Genomic DNA, 15421 nt, shown 5'->3' with positions numbered 1-15421 from the left:
TGCGGAACGACCAGGGTTCAGAAACCCTCGAGCGCAGAGTTGACGCGATTGAAGAAGGCCCGGACTGCCGTGTCTCGCAGTGACACATCCGACAGCTGCTGAGCGTGAGCGACTGCGTCACGAACCACCCCGATGATGCTGCGTTCGTCGGTCAGATCGATCTCGGTGACCGAGTGCTCGGCGACGGCGTCCACTTCGGTTCGATCCGGCACGGCCGACACGACATCGGCCCGATAGATCTTCACGTAGAGCGTGCTGCGCTGCACTCTGAACGCGAACGCGCGTCCGTCGTCGGTTCTGCCGAAGCCGTTGGCGTGCGTACCCGCATTCACTTCCTCGACCACGAAGTGCGTTCCTTCGGATCCCACATCCGCTCCCATGTCGTGCTCGTTCACGAATTCGATGCCGATCGAACACGCTACCGTCTCCGCGCCCCCGACGAACGGCACCGAGTCCCGGGCTGTCGATTTCGCCGAGGTCGACGCGCGCTGGTACAGATGTGGCAGCGCCTTACCAGGGGCAGTCACCACAGGAAGTAGGTTCGGTTCCATGCGAACACCGTCGGCACGTACGGCCAGGACGGCAGTGGCGTCCGCGCTCGCCGTCGTCACACTCGTCGGTTTGGGTGGTTGCTCGAGCGAGGACGAGAACGCCGACGAGATCTCCGTCGAGCCGCAGCCGCCGGCCTTGTCCCCCGCGACTGCAGTGGCTCCGGCCGGAGTCGTCCGCGCCTTCGCTCCCGTGGACGCACTGACTTTCGATTCTGCAACGCGCACTCTGGTTGCCCTGACCGACGCGTCGACCACCGTGAGCCTGGTGGACGGGGAGGCGTCGAGCGAGCCCCGCGTGGTGGATCTGGGCGGATCCGCTGCAGAGCTGGTCGCCGGGCGCGACTCGAGTGTCTTGGTTCCGATGGACGGAGTTCTCTCGAGGATCACCGTGGCAGACGCTCAGCGCACCGATACCCCCGTCGACGGCCGGACTCTGTCGGCTGCCGATCTACCCGACGGCACCACGGCGGTCGGTGACGCCACCGGGCGTATCCGCATTCTCGACGCCGCCGGACAGGTGACGAGCACGGTCTCAGGACCGGGCGTGACCTCGGCCGACGCGTTGGCCAGCACACCGGACGGTGTCTCGGTACTCGATCGCCGCCAGACCTCGATCACCGATCTGAACCTCGACGACGACACCCTCGGTGTGGCCCTGCGCGCGGGCGAAGGCGCCGCCGAGATGACCAGCGACGAGTACGGACGACTTCTGGTCACCGACTCGACCGGCACCGAGCTGCTGGTCTTCACCTCGCACGATCTGCTGATGCGGCAACGGTTTCCGGTCGGGTCCGCGCCCTGGGCGATCGCCTACGATGAACAATCCGGTATTGCATGGGTCACCTTGCCGGCTCGCAACGAGGTGGTCGGGTACACACTCGACACCGGAATTCCGGTCGAGGCGCAACGGTTGCCCACTGTGCGACAGCCGAACTCGGTTGCCGTCGACGCGGATACCGGCGATCTGTACGTGGGATCGGCGACCGGGGACGGGCTGCAGCGCATCCCCGCCGCGGGCCGTTGACCTGCTGAATCGGCAGGAGACGGTACCCGCAGGAACGACCCTCGAGAATGGTGGAGGCACGTGAACGCACACGAGAATTCGATGCCGGGCCGAGCGAAGATGCCCGTCGGGTGGGAGGTGTCCCCGTCCGACGACTGGGAGTACGTCCCTCTCCGGTTGCCACCGGACGTCACTCGCGTGACCGCATCGATGCGGCTCGCGATTCAGGCCGAATTCGGCGGCTGGGAGCTGTCTCGGGTACGTCTGTACACCGACGGAAGTCGCCGCGTGTTGCTCAAGCGCAAGAAGACCGCACATCATGTGCCGGAGCCCGGAATCTGACCGGCTCGACGGCAGCACCGATCGACTCCGAACAACGACCCTGAAGTACCGACCCTGAAGTACCGACCGGAAAGAAGACCGTGGGAGACCGTCTGTACCGCGTCCTGTTGCGCCTGATGTTCCTCGTATCGCCGGAGAGGATTCATCACCTCGCGTTCGGTGTTCTCAGGGCTGTTGCGGCGCTTCCTCCGCTTCGTAAGCTGGCAAGTGCACTGTTCGTCGTCGACGATCCGCGGTTGCGTTCGACGGCATTCGGCATCGAGTTTCCGGCACCCCTCGGGCTTGCGGCCGGGTTCGACAAGAACGCCGATGGCATCGATGCGTGGGCCCCGCTGGGGTTCGGGTTCGCCGAGATCGGCACCGTGACTGCGCAGGGGCAACCCGGCAATCCGACGCCTCGTCTGTTCCGGCTGCCTCTCGACCGCGCGATCATCAATCGGATGGGCTTCAACAACCACGGTGCGGAGTACGCGGCCGCGAAACTGCGTTCGCGCAGAACGCGGATTCCCATCGGTGCGAACATCGGCAAGACGAAGATCGTCGAGCCGGCGGATGCCGCCGCCGATTACACCACCAGCGCCCGCTTGCTAGGCCCTCTGGCAGATTTTGTCGTCGTCAATGTCAGCTCCCCCAACACGCCGGGTCTACGGGATCTGCAGGCCGTCGAGTCGTTGCGGCCGATTCTGGTTGCTGTGCAGTCGGTGGTGTCGGTGCCGGTTCTAGTCAAGATTGCGCCGGACCTGTCCGACGAGGACATCGACGCCGTCGCTGATCTGGCTGTCGAACTCGGCCTCGACGGCATCGTGGCGACCAACACGACTGTCTCTCGCGACGGACTCCGTACCGACGCGGAGGCGGTCGCGGCCATCGGTGCAGGCGGGCTGTCCGGTGCTCCACTGCAGGCTCGCTCGCTGGACGTCATTCGGCGCCTCTACCGCCGGGTCGGGACGCAGCTGACGCTGATCTCGGTGGGAGGAATCGAAACGGAAGAGCAGGCCTGGGAACGTATCGTTGCCGGTGCGTCCCTGGTGCAGGGATACACCGGGTTCATCTACGGCGGACCGCTGTGGATCAGGAACATCAACCGTGGTCTGCTGTCCCGACTCGAGCAGCACGGATTCGCTCGTCTGGCCGACGCAGTGGGTTCGGAGAACAGGCACTGACACCCCCGTCGTGCGCGTTTTGCGTACCCAGAGGTACGCAAAACGCGCACGACGAGACCCAGATCAGGCCTCGTAGGTGCCCGTGATCACGGCACGTCCGATGGCGTGCGAGAACAGGTTGAACCCGAGGTACGCCGGGGTCGCCGTCTCGTCGACTTCGAGCCGATCGACGTCCACGGCGTGCACCGCGATGAAGTAGCGGTGTGGGCCGTGGCCTGCGGGTGGGGCAGCACCGATGTACCGGAACAGGCCCGCGTCGTTCTTCAGCGTCACGGCCGTACTGGGCACCCCGGTTCCACCGTCGTCGCCTGCTCCCGAGACCAGCGACGTCGTCTCGACCGGAATGTTCGCCACGGCCCAATGCCAGAACCCCGAGGCGGTCGGTGCGTCGGGATCGTAGACCGTCACCGCGAAGCTCTTGGTGCCCTCGGGAAACCCGGACCAGGACAGCTGCGGGGAGTTGTCGTGTCCACCGGCTCCCATGATTCCGCTGACCTGCTGGGCCTTCAGGGGCTTGCCGTCCTGCACATCCTCGGACGTCAACTCGAAGGACGGTAGGTCCGGAAGCGAGTCGTATGGGTTGTACGCCACGATGGTTCCTTTCGTATCAGCTGTGCAACAAGAAGTGCTCGAGCACCTGTGTGCCGAACTCCAACGACTCCACGGGTACTCGTTCGTCGATGCCGTGAAACAACGCCGCGAAATCGAGTTCGGGCGGAAGCTTGAGCGGAGCGAACCCGAAGCAACGAATTCCGATGCGCGCGAACGCCTTTGCGTCGGTGCCGCCGGACAACATGTACGGCACGGTGCGGCCGTTGGGGTCGTGCGCGAGGACCGCGTCGTTCATCGCGTCGACGAGATCCCCGTCGAACGTGGTCTCGTACGGTTCGAGCTTGGTGATCCATTCCCGTTCGACATTCGGGCCGATCAGTTCGTCGACCTCCTTCTCGAAGGCCGCCTGGCGTCCGGGCAGCACGCGGCAATCCACCACGGCCGTCGCGGTCTGCGGGATCACGTTGGCCTTGTAGCCGGCCGAGAGCATCGTGGGGTTCGCCGTGTCGCGCAGGGTCGCGCCGACGATGCGGGCGATGCTGCCGAGTTTGAGCAGTGTCCCGTCGATGTCCGGTGACGTCGGATCGAAGTCGAGTCCGGATTCCTCGGAGACCGCCTGCAAGAACTGCGATACGGACTCGGTGAGCACCAGGGGGAATGTGTGATTGCCCAGTTTCGCGACGGCCTCGGCCAGGTAGGTCACGGCGTTGTCGTCGTGCAGGAACGATCCGTGTCCGGCCCGCGCCTTCGCGGTCAGCCGCATCCACGCCAGACTCTTCTCGGCGGTTTCGACCATGTACAGCCGCTTCTCGGTGCCGTCCGGTCGAGCGACCGTCAGAGAGAACCCGCCGACTTCGCCGACTGCCTCCGTCACGCCCTCGAACAGATCCGGTCGGTTGTCGACCAGCCAGTGCGATCCGTACTTGCCGCCTGCCTCCTCGTCGGCGAGGAACGCGAACAGGATGTCGCGGGGCGGAACCGTGCCGTTCGACTTGAACTGGCGGGCCAGCGCCAGTGCCATCCCGACCATGTCCTTCATGTCCACGGCACCTCGACCCCAGACGTAGCCGTCTTCGACGGCTCCGGAGAACGGGTGCACACTCCAGTCGGCCGGCTCGGCCGGGACGACGTCGAGGTGTCCGTGTACGAGCAGAGCTCCACGGGACGAGTCGGCACCGCGCAGCCAGGCGAAGACGTTGCCGCGTCCGGGGGCACCGGATTCGACGTACTCGGTCTCGTACCCCACCTCTTCGAGCTTGCTCGCCACCCATTCGGCGCATTCCTTCTCGCCGACCGTGGTGTCGAGTTCGCCGGTGTTCGAGGTGTCGAACCTGATCAGAGAGCTGACCAGCTCCACCACTTCGTCGAGAGCGACGGTGGGAGCGCGTTCTCCTCGGCTTCGGGCATTGCTCACTTCGGGATCGTTCGAATCGTTTGCCACATCGTCGTTCCTACCATCACCGAGGGGTCGGGGCACCACCGAAAACCGCTCGACGCATGAACTGACGTGGGGATTTGGGTTATCGGGAACCCGTCGGATAATCTTACGCAGCGCACAGCGACCAGCTGTGAGAGCAACAAGAGAATATGCGGCAACGGTCGCACATGTCCGAGTGGCGGAATGGCAGACGCGCTAGCTTGAGGTGCTAGTGTCCTATTAACGGACGTGGGGGTTCAAGTCCCCCCTCGGACACCGTCTGAATGTTGTTCACAGACAAAGATTTTCAAAGATCTGAGTTGAGACAGACGAAACTGACCCTGATTCTTCGGAATCGGGGTCTTTTTCGTTGTTCTCACGTCGACGGCTCGACCGGGCCGATGCTAGGAGACTGAAGATGGACTCGATCGACCCCACCGATCTCGACACGTGTCTGCGGGTGCTCGCACAAGCCGCCGAGCTGGACAAGAACCATCCGGATTCCATCGCCGTCCAGCGGGCGTCCGGTGCCATGTTCAAAGATCTCAAGCGTGCTCGACGCGTTGCCGCACGCAACGCCGTCAACGCAGCCGACCGGGCAGTCGTGGCGGCCACGGCGACCGGATCCCCGGATCGTATCGACGACGAGACCGCAGGTCTGTCCCTCACCTCGCGCGCCGAGGGTGAGATCGCGGGCACCTTGATCAGGGCGCGCCCGTGCTACATCTGCAAGCAGCGCTACACCGATGTCGATTCGTTCTACCACCAGCTGTGTCCCGAGTGCGCGGCGCTCAACCGCGGCAAACGCAACGCACGAACCGACCTGTCCGGCCGGCGAGCACTGCTGACCGGAGGTCGGGCGAAGATCGGCATGTACATCGCCCTTCGGCTGCTCCGCGACGGCGCACACACGACGATCACCACGCGTTTTCCCAACGATGCCGTGCGCCGGTTCGCTGCGATGGACGACAGCGATCAGTGGTTGCACCGCCTGCGCGTCGTCGGTATCGATCTACGAGACCCCGCTCAGGTTGTGGCACTTGCCGATTCGGTCGCCGCCGAGGGACCGCTCGACATCCTGATCAACAATGCTGCGCAGACGGTCAAGCGCTCCCCCGGCTCGTACAGCGCGCTGGCCGACGCCGAAGCGGAACCGTTGCCCGCGGCACTGACCGACGGTGCCGGGCCGCAACGGATCACGTTCGGCAAGACCAGCGACGCCCACCCTGCGTCGTTGGCCAGCTCGTTGCCGGCCACGGCGATCGGCGGTCAGCAGGTCTCGGCGACTCTGAGTGCAGACGACGTCGCGTCTCTGGCGATGGTGGCGGGTTCGGTGACAGCGGAGCGCATCGAGAACGGACTGGCGATCGACGCGGGCGGCCTGGTGCCCGACCTCGCCGAGACCAACAGCTGGATTCACACCGTCGAGCAGGTCGATCCGGTCGAGTTGCTCGAAGTGCAGCTGTGCAATTCCGTGGCACCGTTCATCCTCGTCTCACGCCTGCGCGCGTCGATGGAGGCGTCACAGGCTCGACGCAAGTATGTGGTCAACGTTTCTGCCATGGAGGGTCAGTTCGGTCGGGCATACAAGGGCCCGGGGCATCCGCACACCAACATGGCCAAGGCGGCATTGAACATGCTGACCCGCACCAGTGCCAAGGAGATGGTGGAGAGCGGCATCCTGATGACCGCCGTCGACACCGGATGGATCACCGACGAGCGCCCGCACCCCACCAAGATGCGGCTGGCCGACGAGGGCTTCCACGCGCCGCTGGATCTGGTCGACGGTGCTGCGCGGGTGTACGACCCCATCGTGCAGGGCGAACTCGGAGTCGATCTGTACGGCTCGTTCCTCAAGGATTACCAGCCCTCGCCCTGGTGACGATCGGCCCCGGGGTCGTTCCTCCGGGCGATTCTGCACGTGGATGCCCCGGAGCAACCCCGGGCTGCGATACTCGGAAACGACGCCGTCTCGCGTGAGCGAACGGCACCGAGACACAGCGTGAGGCGGTCACCATGGGCGAGGATGTCGAACGCCGAAAGTTCACCAGACAGGACCGACACCAGTTTCGGCAGAAGGTTCAGGACTGTCTAGACGCGTTGGCCATCATGTTGGCCGACGAGACGTTCCAGGTCGGCGAACCCCAGATCGGCATGGAGATCGAGCTCAACCTCGTAGACGAGGACATGGCACCGTCGATGGCCAATGCCGAGGTACTCGACGCCATCGCCGATCCTGATTATCAGACCGAGCTGGGCCAGTTCAACATCGAGATCAACGTCGATCCTCGACCGCTGCGGGGCTCGTCGATCGCCGAGTTGGAGACGGATCTGCGGCGATCGCTGAATGCTGCCGACGAGCGGGCCCGTGGCTCGGGTAGTCGACTTGCCATGATCGGCATGCTCCCGACTCTGACGAAGGAACACTTCGAACACCGCTGGCTGTCGGCGAATCCGCGATACGACCTACTGAACCAGCAGATCTTCGCCGCCCGTGGTGAGGACATCGAACTGAAGATCGCGGGCGTGCGTCTGCCCGGGTCTGCGGCCGCCGAGAACCTCGATATCGTGACCGACACGATTCTGCCCGAAGCGGCCTGCACGTCCGTCCAACTGCATCTGCAAGTCGCCCCTGACGAGTTCGCGTCGTATTGGAATGCCGCACAGGCGTTGTCGGGTGTTCAGGTTGCGCTCGCCGCGAATTCGCCGTTCCTCGCCGGGCGTGCACTGTGGCACGAGACCCGCATACCGTTGTTCGAGCAGGCCACCGATACGAGGCCGCAGGAACTCAAGAACCAGGGAGTTCGCCCGCGAGTGTGGTTCGGGGAGCGATGGATCACCTCGATCTTCGACCTGTTCGAGGAGAACTCGCGCTACTTCCCCGCCCTGCTCCCGGTGTGCAGCGAAGAGGACCCCAAAGCCGCTCTGGCCCGAGGTGATACACCGTCGCTGTCGGAACTGCGGATGCACAACGGAACCGTGTACCGGTGGAACCGGCCGATCTACGATCGATCCGGCGACGGGCACCACATCCGGCTCGAGAACCGCGTTCTGCCTGCCGGACCGACAGTCGTCGACACCCTCGCCGATGCCGCGTTCTACTACGGCACCGTACGGGCTCTCGCGGATGCCGATCGGCCCCTGTGGTCGCAGATGTCGTTCGATGCCGCCGAGGAGAACGTGCACTCCGCGGCGCGCGGCGGGTTCGATTCGATGCTCTACTGGCCCGAGGTCGGCTGGGTGAGTCCGCAGGAGCTGGTACTGCGCCGATTGCTTCCGATGGCCGAGGCCGGTCTCGCCGCGTACGGCGTCGACTCTGCCGTACGTGACCGCTATCTCGGCATTATCGAAGCGCGGTGCCTGGCCAAGCAGTCGGGTTCGGGGTGGCAGCGAGCCGCCGTCGTCGCGCGCGAACGGGCCGGCGATACTCGGGAGCAGGCTCTCGCGGGGATGTTGGGAGATTACGTGGACAGGATGGACACGGGAGAACCCGTGCACACCTGGACCCACTAACCGACGCTGCCGGCGGCGTCCGCGTTAGTGTCGTAACCATGACTACGTCCGACTCGGATTTCACCTCAGGCCCCGACCGCACCCACGACATCGTCGTCTACGGCGTCACCGGATTCGTAGGAAAGCTGACGGCGAAATACCTCGCCGAACACGCGCCTGCCGACACCCGTATCGCGCTGGCAGGCAGGTCCACCGGACGCATCGAGGCAGCGCGAAAGGAACTGGGACCCAACGCCCAGAACTGGCCCGTCATCGAAGCCGACGCTTCCGACACCGCTGCGCTGCGATCCATGGCCGAGTCGTCCCGAGTCGTCATCACGACGGTCGGCCCGTATGCCAAGTACGGCATGCCACTGGCGACTGCGTGCGCCGAGGCCGGAACCGACTATGTCGACCTCACCGGCGAGGTGCTCTTCGCTCGCGAGAGCATCGATACCAACCACGAGATCGCACAACGTACCGGTGCCAGGATCGTCCACTCGTGTGGGTTCGACTCGGTTCCGTCCGACATCGGTGTCCACGCTTTGTACGAGGCCGTCACGGCCGACAATGCGGGCGAACTCACCGACACCACGCTCGTGGTCACCTCGATGTCGGGCGGGGTCAGTGGCGGTACCGTCGACTCGCTCCGTGGTCAGATCGAGGCCATGAAGAAGGACAAGCGGGCCAGACGCATCGCGGCCCGTCCGTATTCGCTGAGCCCCGATCGAAGCCTCGAGCCCCAGCTCGGCCGCCAACTCGATACCGTGCTCATCGACGGAAAGAAGATCGATCCGAGCCTGCGCGGGTGGAAGGCTCCGTTCGTGATGGCCTCGTACAACACACGAGTCGTGCGGCGTACCAATGCACTTCGAGACTGGGCCTACGGAAAGCAGTTCCGGTACAGCGAGGTGATGAGCGTCGGCTCGTCCGTCGTCAGCCCGGTGCTCGCCGGTGCACTGTCGGCAGGACTGTTCGTCGGAGTGTCGGCCATGACGGTACTGCCGGGCAAGGTGCTCGATCGCATCCTGCCCAAGCCCGGTAGCGGCCCCAGTGAAAAGGCCCGAGAGAAGGGCCATTTCACGGTCGATCTGTACACCCAGACGACGTCCGGGGCGCGATACCGGGCCCGGGTCAAGGCGTCCGGCGACCCCGGCTACAAGGCGACGGCGGTCATGCTCGCCGAGTCCGCACTCGCGCTGGTTCTCGGTAAAGACGCACTGCCGAAAGCCAGCGGAGTTCTCACTCCCGCAACCGCCATGGGCGACGTTCTGGTGGACCGTCTGAATGCGGCCGGCATGGAGATCTGGGCCAAGCGGAACTGATTGCGGTGCAGGGAACGCCGGGCACCACTGGATATCTCGCATCGACGCTTCCGGTCGCGGCGCTCGCCGCCGAGTCGGTCGGTGCCCTCGGCACCGCCGTCGCCCAGTTGCAAAGCGCGCTGGGATCGGTGACGACGGAATCCGAGACGGTGACGCCGACAGCGTCCCTGGCGCGTATCGCCGCGTCGTTCATGGGCGACACCGTGTTGCGGATCGACGGCGAGCCGGTGCAGGGTTTCGCCGATCTGTCCGGCTTCTTCCCGGTGTCCGACGGTTGGGTGAGAACCCACGCCAACTACCCACACCACCGAGAGGCATTGCTCGGTGTGGTGGGCCTCGGTGGCGCCGGCTCGGCGGAGTCGATCGACGTGTTCGGCGATCGACTCCGCGGAATGTCCGGGTTCGAGCTCGAAGAGCTGTGCGCGGCGTCGGGCGCTCTGGCCGTGCGGGTCCGCACGGAAGAACAATGGTCCGCTCACCCCGCTGGTATTGCCGCGAGCTCCGGTCCGGTCGTTACACGAGGTGCGGCCGATCCGGCTGCCCGAGTGCGCATTCCGTCGTTCCGGCTGCTTTCGTCGCTTCGGCCGCGGGGTGCCGATTACCCGTTGGCGGGTATCCGGGTGCTCGATCTGACGCGGGTGATTGCCGGTCCTGTCGCTACGCGCGCTCTCGCACTTCTCGGTGCCGATGTGCTCCGTGTCGATTCGCCCCGGCACCCGGAACTGCCCTGGCAGCATCTGGAGAACGGCCAGGGCAAGCGGTCGGCCCTGCTGGACCTGGACACGGCGGAGGGACTCGATCGGATGCTCGGGCTGCTCGACTCGGCCGACGTGCTCGTCACCGGGTATCGGCCGGGGGCCCTCGATCGTTTCGGCCTCGAACATCGGGCGGACCTCGTCCACGGGCACATCAGCGCATGGGGCACAGAGGGTCCCTGGTCGCGGCGGCGGGGCTTCGACAGCCTTGTTCAGGCCGCCTGCGGTATCTCTGTTCTGGAAGGCCGGGACGGTCGGCCCGGTCGGCTTCCGGCTCAGGCGCTCGATCATGCGAGCGGTTATCTGCTGGCTGCCGGAATCGTCTCGGAACTGGCGGCGCGCGTAGAAGGGTCGGGCACTGCGGCACCGGTCGACGTAGCGCTCGCAGCAACGGCGGCGTGGCTGACCGGTCTTCCCGGGCGCGACCCCGAACACGGCCCCGCCGCGCTACCGCCACCCGAGTGCGTGGTCACGCACGGCTCGGTGACGGCAGCGAGACCGGTGTTCGACTGCTACTCCGACTACGCGTACCCGGCTCACGCCTGGGGTAGCGACGAGGCCGGTTGGTTACCGCGCTGACCGATCTGCGGAGCTACTCCCGGTCAGCGCAGACGCCTCGGTGTACAGATCCTTGGCCTCTTCGGTCGAATCCACCTGGGGCGGAGAACCATCGAGCGGCTGAGTAGCCGACTCGCGGAGGAAACCGACGGCGATCAGACCGATGACGCCGCTGATGATCAGGTAGTAGGCCGGGATCATGGTGCTGCCGGTGGAACTGACCAGGGCCGAGGTGACCAGCGGTGTGGTGCCGCCGAAGATCGACACCGACAGGTTGAATCCGATCGACAGTGCGGCGTAGCGCACGCGCGTCGGGAACAGTGCAGGCAAGGTGGAGGCGCTGGGTGCGGCGAAGCACGCCAGCACCACTCCCAGCAGCAGGCACGCAATCAGAGGTCCGATCCATCCGCTGCGTTGGATGAGCAGGAAGCACGGGATGGCCAGGACTATCTGTCCGATGGCACCGAACACGAACACCGGCTTGCGGCCGATTCGGTCCGTCAGCCGACCGACGGCCACGATGATGGACACGACCACGACCATCGCGGACAGGACCAACAGATCGGCGCTGAGCTGGCTGCGACCGACGACCTCGGTGAAGTACGTGGGCAGGTACGAGGTCACCATGTAGTTGGTGACGTTGTAGAGCAACACGATTCCCATGCAGATGAGCAGTGCTTTCCAATGGACCGTGAAGATCTTTCCGATCGAGCTGCGTCCGGTCTCCTGCGCCTTGACCTTCGAGTCGTGCTCGTCGAGTTGCTTGCGGAACGCGGGGGTGTCCTCCAGCTTGAGGCGCAGGTACAAACCGATGATGCCCATCGGTCCGGCAATGAAGAACGGTATGCGCCAGCCCCATTCGATCATGGTGGCGTCGCCCAGTACCGCATTCAGAATTGTCACCAATCCGGACCCCATCGCGTATCCGACGAAAGTGCCGAAGTCGAGCCAACTGCCGAGGAAACCTCGTCTTTTGTCGGGTGAATATTCGGCGATGAAAGTCGTGGCACCGCCGTATTCACCACCGGTGGAGAATCCCTGAACCAGGCGGGCGACGAGCAGCAGGATGGGAGCCCAGATTCCGATGGAGTCGTAGCTGGGAATCAGGCCGACGGCCAACGTACCGATCGACATCATGATCATGGTGGCGGCCAGGACCTTCTGGCGTCCGATGCGGTCGCCGAGAGGGCCGAAGAAGAGTCCACCGAGTGGCCGTACTACGAACGCGGCCGCGAACGTGGCGAAGGTCGACAGCAACTGGACCGCGGGTGACGCGTCCGGGTAGAACACCTTGCCCAGTGTCGCGGCCAGGTAGCCGTACACACCGAAGTCGAACCATTCCATCGTGTTGCCCAGTGCCGCAGCAGACACGGCCCGCTTGAGCATGGGCTGGTCCACGACCGTGATGCTCTCTTCCGACATCGCCGGCTTGCGACGCATACGTTTGAAGAATGCGTCACGCCGCAGACGCTGTACGTGGCGCTGGCCCCATTTCGGGATCTGGGGTGACGACTCGGGCGATTCTGGACCTTGCGCAACCGTCATTGCAGCAACGTTAGCGAGCGCAATGACCAGCAGACAAACGCCGAAACGGACATCGGCACGCACGAGCGTGCATTCCCCCAGGTAGAGGTCGGTCGATCGAATCTTGGCCACTACCTTGACAATTGGCGCATTGATCGCAATACGGACAGGTCTCCCCGGCGTGCGTGACGACGGTGGACGGCGGCCTGGCACGATGGACCCATGCCCACCCATGACTACGCCCTGGCCGTGAGCTGGACCGGCAATCGCGGACACGGGACGGCGAATGCAGCCGCATACGACCGCGATCATTTGGTCACGGCACCCGGAAAACCCGATCTCTCGGCCAGTTCCGATCCGAGCTTTCGCGGCGATCCCGAGCGGTGGAATCCAGAGGAGCTACTCGTGGCGTCGCTGTCGAGCTGCCACATGCTGTGGTACCTCGGGTTGGCCGCCGCGTCGCACGTGACCGTCACCGACTACGTCGACTCCCCCACCGGGGTCATGACCGAGCAATCCGACGGCTCGGGGCAGTTCGTCGAGGTGACCCTGGCTCCGGTAGTGACGGTCGCCGATTCCTCGATGGTGACCCGTGCGGAGGAACTGCACGCCGAGGCCGCAGCCAAGTGCTTCATCGCCCGATCGGTCAACTTCCCGGTCCGCCACAACCCGACGACTCGGGTGAACGCATGACCGTACCGATGATCGTCGACGTCGACACCGGGATCGACGACTCGCTCGCACTGCTGTATCTGTTGGCCACCGACGAGGCCGAGATCCTCGGCATAGCGTCCACCGCCGGTAACGTGCCGGTGAACCAGGTCGCCGCGAACAACCTGGCCTGGCTCGACCTGTGCCGCGCGGCCGATATCGAAGTGTCGCTCGGTGCGCAGGTGCCGTTGGTGGCACCTTTGATGACCACCGAGGACACGCACGGACCGCAGGGCATCGGATATGCGGAGCTGCCGGTGTCGAGTCGGGACCTGTCCGCACGCGATGCCACCACGATGTGGATCGAGTTGATTCGCTCGCGACCGGGTGAGATCACCGGTCTCGTCACCGGTCCGCTGACCAATCTCGCGCTGGCGGTTCGCCGAGACCCCGAGTTGCCTCGGCTGTTGAAGCGATTGGTGTTGATGGGTGGTGCTTTTCAGCATCAGGGCAACACGACGCCGACGAGCGAGTGGAACATCGCGGTGGACCCCGAGGCTGCAGCGGAGGTCTTCGCCGCTTTCTCCGGACTACCCGAGGACCGCCGCCCGATCGTCTGCGCACTCGACATCACCGAGACCATAGAGATGACACCCGAGCACATTCGCCTTCTCGGTGAACGCGCCGGAAGCGTTCCGGCCGAGCTGATCTCGTCGACCGATGCGCCGGGGGCGCGATCGACGGCCTCGAACCCGATCGTGCGTCATTTCTCGGACGCGGTCCGCTTCTACTTCGAATTCCATCGCGATCACGATCAGGGGTTCCTGGCCCACATGCACGATCCGTTCGCCGCAGCAGTGGCGGTGCAATCGGATATCGCCACCTACCGGCACGCGACCGTGGACGTGGAACTGGTCGGAACCCTCACTCGCGGAACGACGGTGGCGGATTGGCGCGGAATGTGGGGCAGGCCTCCGAACGCAGCCATCGCCACCCACGCCGATCCTCAGGCGTTCTTCGATCAGCTCGTCGAACGCGTCGGCGAGCTGGCGGCGACTCTGTACCCCACCCAGCAGGGACAGCAGGCGTCAGGAATCGAAGGCGTCGAGTAGCTCCTGAGCGGCCAACGCCGCCGTGAGCGACCCGTCGCGCACGCGAGATTCCACGTCGTCTCGAATTGCCTTCACCGACGGGCTCTGAGCCAACCGACGCAGTAGCTGATCGTTGACCATCGTCCACGTCCAGTCCACCTGCTGCTTGCGCCGCTTCTCGGCGAACTCGCCTGCGTCACGGAGCACCTGCTGGTGGCGGAGCACCGTGTTCCAGTACTCGTCGAGGCCGGTGCCTTCGATGGCACTCATCGTCAACACCGGGGGCTTCCAGATCGCATCGTGCGGATAAATCAGCCGCAGTGCACCCGCCAACTCTCGCGCCGCGTTCTTCGCGTCGGTCGCGTGCTTGCCGTCGGCCTTGTTGACGGCCACCAGATCTGCGAGTTCGAGAACGCCCTTCTTGATGCCCTGCAACTGATCCCCGGTACGCGCAAGCGTGAGGAACGTGAAGCAGTCGACCATGTTCGCGACCGTCACCTCGGACTGGCCCACGCCCACGGTCTCGACCAGGATCACGTCGAACCCTGCGGCTTCGAGCAACACGATGGTCTCTCTCGTCGCGCGTGCGACTCCGCCCAACGTTCCCGAGGTCGGCGACGGCCTGATGTACGCGTTCTCCTGCACCGCGAGACGCGACATCCGGGTTTTGTCTCCCAGGATGGAACCACCGGTCCGCGTCGACGACGGATCGACGGCCAGCACCGCGACCCGATGTCCCTGTTCGATCAACCGCATTCCCAGCGCGTCGATGAACGTCGACTTCCCGACCCCCGGAACCCCGGTGATGCCCACCCGGTGCGATCCGCCGGCGTCGGGCAGTACCCGGAGGAGCAACTGCTGCGCCAAGTCGCGATGGTCCGCGCGGGTCGACTCGACCAACGTGATCGCCCGCGCGAGGCCGGATCGTTCGTTCGCTCGGACCGACTCGGCCACCGCATCGATGTCGATGACGCGGCCCTTGTTCGGAGAGTTCATA

The 15421-nt window shown here is 64.9% G+C and carries 14 protein-coding genes and 1 tRNA gene; 10 read left to right on the top strand and 5 right to left on the bottom strand.

The window, feature by feature from the left end; all coding sequences use genetic code 11:
- Positions 1 to 17: 17 nt before the first annotated feature.
- A complete protein-coding gene (locus tag CH281_RS13640; protein WP_228139215.1) occupies positions 18 to 551 on the bottom strand; it encodes a hypothetical protein in 534 nt (177 codons plus the stop codon).
- On the opposite strand from CH281_RS13640, the gene CH281_RS13635 reads away from it, so the two are divergent.
- The 3 genes from CH281_RS13635 (at position 550) to CH281_RS13625 (ending at position 3059) form a co-directional block, all read left to right on the top strand.
- Positions 550 to 1575: a YncE family protein gene (locus CH281_RS13635; protein WP_027497060.1), complete on the top strand. Its 1026-nt coding sequence runs from the start codon at positions 550 to 552 to the stop codon at positions 1573 to 1575. The genes CH281_RS13640 and CH281_RS13635 overlap by 2 nt on opposite strands.
- 81 nt (positions 1576 to 1656) lie before the next feature.
- A complete protein-coding gene (locus CH281_RS13630) occupies positions 1657 to 1896 on the top strand; it encodes a DUF5703 family protein (protein ID WP_027497059.1) in 240 nt (79 codons plus the stop codon).
- A gap of 92 nt (positions 1897 to 1988) precedes the next feature.
- Positions 1989 to 3059 carry a quinone-dependent dihydroorotate dehydrogenase gene (locus CH281_RS13625; RefSeq protein WP_032408488.1) on the top strand — a complete coding sequence of 357 codons (1071 nt, stop codon included), beginning with the start codon at positions 1989 to 1991 and terminating at the stop codon, positions 3057 to 3059.
- 63 nt (positions 3060 to 3122) lie between these two features.
- Here the strand turns inward: CH281_RS13625 and CH281_RS13620 are convergent, their stop codons facing one another.
- Positions 3123 to 3650, bottom strand: coding sequence for a YbhB/YbcL family Raf kinase inhibitor-like protein (locus tag CH281_RS13620; protein ID WP_027497057.1), 528 nt, complete (start codon positions 3648 to 3650; stop codon positions 3123 to 3125).
- A 16-nt stretch (positions 3651 to 3666) separates the two neighbouring features.
- The gene (locus CH281_RS13615) at positions 3667 to 5025 is read right to left on the bottom strand and encodes a M20/M25/M40 family metallo-hydrolase (RefSeq protein ID WP_072692091.1); all 1359 of its coding nucleotides are present in this window, start codon (positions 5023 to 5025) and stop codon (positions 3667 to 3669) included.
- A 193-nt stretch (positions 5026 to 5218) separates the two neighbouring features.
- Here CH281_RS13615 and CH281_RS13610 point away from each other — a divergent pair.
- The 5 genes from CH281_RS13610 to CH281_RS13590 all read left to right on the top strand — a co-directional run bounded on the left by CH281_RS13610 (position 5219) and on the right by CH281_RS13590 (position 11179).
- A tRNA-Leu gene (locus CH281_RS13610) sits at positions 5219 to 5304 on the top strand.
- A 142-nt stretch (positions 5305 to 5446) separates the two neighbouring features.
- Complete coding sequence (locus tag CH281_RS13605) at positions 5447 to 6910, top strand: SDR family NAD(P)-dependent oxidoreductase (RefSeq protein WP_032382054.1); 1464 nt, start codon at positions 5447 to 5449, stop codon at positions 6908 to 6910.
- A 134-nt stretch (positions 6911 to 7044) separates the two neighbouring features.
- Positions 7045 to 8541 (top strand): glutamate-cysteine ligase family protein, encoded by a 1497-nt coding sequence (locus CH281_RS13600; RefSeq protein WP_032370522.1) that lies wholly within the window; start codon positions 7045 to 7047, stop codon positions 8539 to 8541.
- Positions 8542 to 8579: 38 nt separating this feature from the next.
- Entirely contained in the window at positions 8580 to 9845 is a 1266-nt protein-coding gene (locus tag CH281_RS13595) for a saccharopine dehydrogenase family protein (RefSeq protein WP_032408270.1), read from the top strand.
- A gap of 5 nt (positions 9846 to 9850) precedes the next feature.
- Positions 9851 to 11179: a CoA transferase gene (locus tag CH281_RS13590; RefSeq protein WP_238325181.1), complete on the top strand. Its 1329-nt coding sequence runs from the start codon at positions 9851 to 9853 to the stop codon at positions 11177 to 11179.
- On the opposite strand, the gene proP is transcribed toward CH281_RS13590, so the two are convergent.
- Positions 11168 to 12598 (bottom strand): glycine betaine/L-proline transporter ProP, encoded by a 1431-nt coding sequence (proP, locus tag CH281_RS13585; RefSeq protein ID WP_370878783.1) that lies wholly within the window; start codon positions 12596 to 12598, stop codon positions 11168 to 11170. The genes CH281_RS13590 and proP overlap by 12 nt on opposite strands.
- Before the next feature lie 306 nt (positions 12599 to 12904).
- On the opposite strand from proP, the gene CH281_RS13580 reads away from it, so the two are divergent.
- Together CH281_RS13580 and CH281_RS13575 are read left to right on the top strand one after the other, a co-directional pair.
- Positions 12905 to 13375, top strand: coding sequence for an OsmC family protein (locus tag CH281_RS13580; protein ID WP_032370519.1), 471 nt, complete (start codon positions 12905 to 12907; stop codon positions 13373 to 13375).
- On the top strand, positions 13372 to 14445 hold the full coding sequence (locus CH281_RS13575; protein WP_094694479.1) for a nucleoside hydrolase: 1074 nt from the start codon (positions 13372 to 13374) through the stop codon (positions 14443 to 14445). The genes CH281_RS13580 and CH281_RS13575 overlap by 4 nt, the downstream gene beginning before the upstream one ends.
- On the opposite strand, the gene meaB is transcribed toward CH281_RS13575, so the two are convergent.
- Positions 14422 to 15420 carry a methylmalonyl Co-A mutase-associated GTPase MeaB gene (gene meaB, locus CH281_RS13570; protein ID WP_027497048.1) on the bottom strand — a complete coding sequence of 333 codons (999 nt, stop codon included), beginning with the start codon at positions 15418 to 15420 and terminating at the stop codon, positions 14422 to 14424. The two genes, CH281_RS13575 and meaB, sit on opposite strands and share 24 nt — an antisense overlap.
- Position 15421: the final 1 nt, after the last annotated feature.

Origin of the sequence: Rhodococcus sp. 06-221-2 (genome assembly GCF_002258365.1) — a bacterium.
In the GTDB taxonomy this organism is placed as follows: Bacteria; Actinomycetota; Actinomycetes; order Mycobacteriales; family Mycobacteriaceae; genus Rhodococcoides; species Rhodococcoides fascians.
The sequence above is the reverse complement of the archived record's forward strand: the minus strand, read 5'-3'. Positions and strand labels throughout refer to the sequence as shown.